At 64.0% G+C, this 445-nt stretch carries 1 protein-coding gene; it reads left to right on the top strand.

The window, feature by feature from the left end; genetic code table 11:
* On the top strand, positions 1–445 hold a 445-nt coding region (locus BTW08_RS18340; RefSeq protein ID WP_168170687.1), incomplete at both ends, for an Ig-like domain-containing protein.

The raw sequence follows: 445 nt of genomic DNA, 5'->3' as shown, positions 1-445 counted from the left end.
CAGCGATGTCGATGGCGGCATCCTGAGCGTCAGCGCTGTCAACGGCGTAACAGGTAGCGTGGGGCAGGCCATTGCTGGCTCCAACGGTGGCACCTTCACGCTGAACGCGGATGGCTCCTACAGCTTCAATCCGGGTACTGCGTTCGATCGCTTGGCCGCGGGTCAGACCGACACCACTAAAGTCAGCTACACCGTCAGCGATGGCCAAGGCGGCACCGTCACCTCGACGCTGACCGTAACGGTGACTGGCACCAACGATGCCCCGGTGGCCGTCGCTGATACCGGCAGCACGGGCGAGAACGCTACTCTCAATATCGCCGCGGCCCAGGGCGTGTTGGCCAACGACAGCGATGTCGATGGCGGCATCCTGAGCGTCAGCGCTGTCAACGGCGTAAGAGGTAGCGTGGGGCAGGCGATTGCCGGCTCCAACGGTGGGACCTTCACG

The organism is Salinicola sp. MH3R3-1 (assembly GCF_001937155.1).
GTDB lineage: Bacteria > Pseudomonadota > Gammaproteobacteria > Pseudomonadales > Halomonadaceae > Salinicola > Salinicola halophyticus.
The sequence above is the reverse complement of the archived record's forward strand: the minus strand, read 5'-3'. Positions and strand labels throughout refer to the sequence as shown.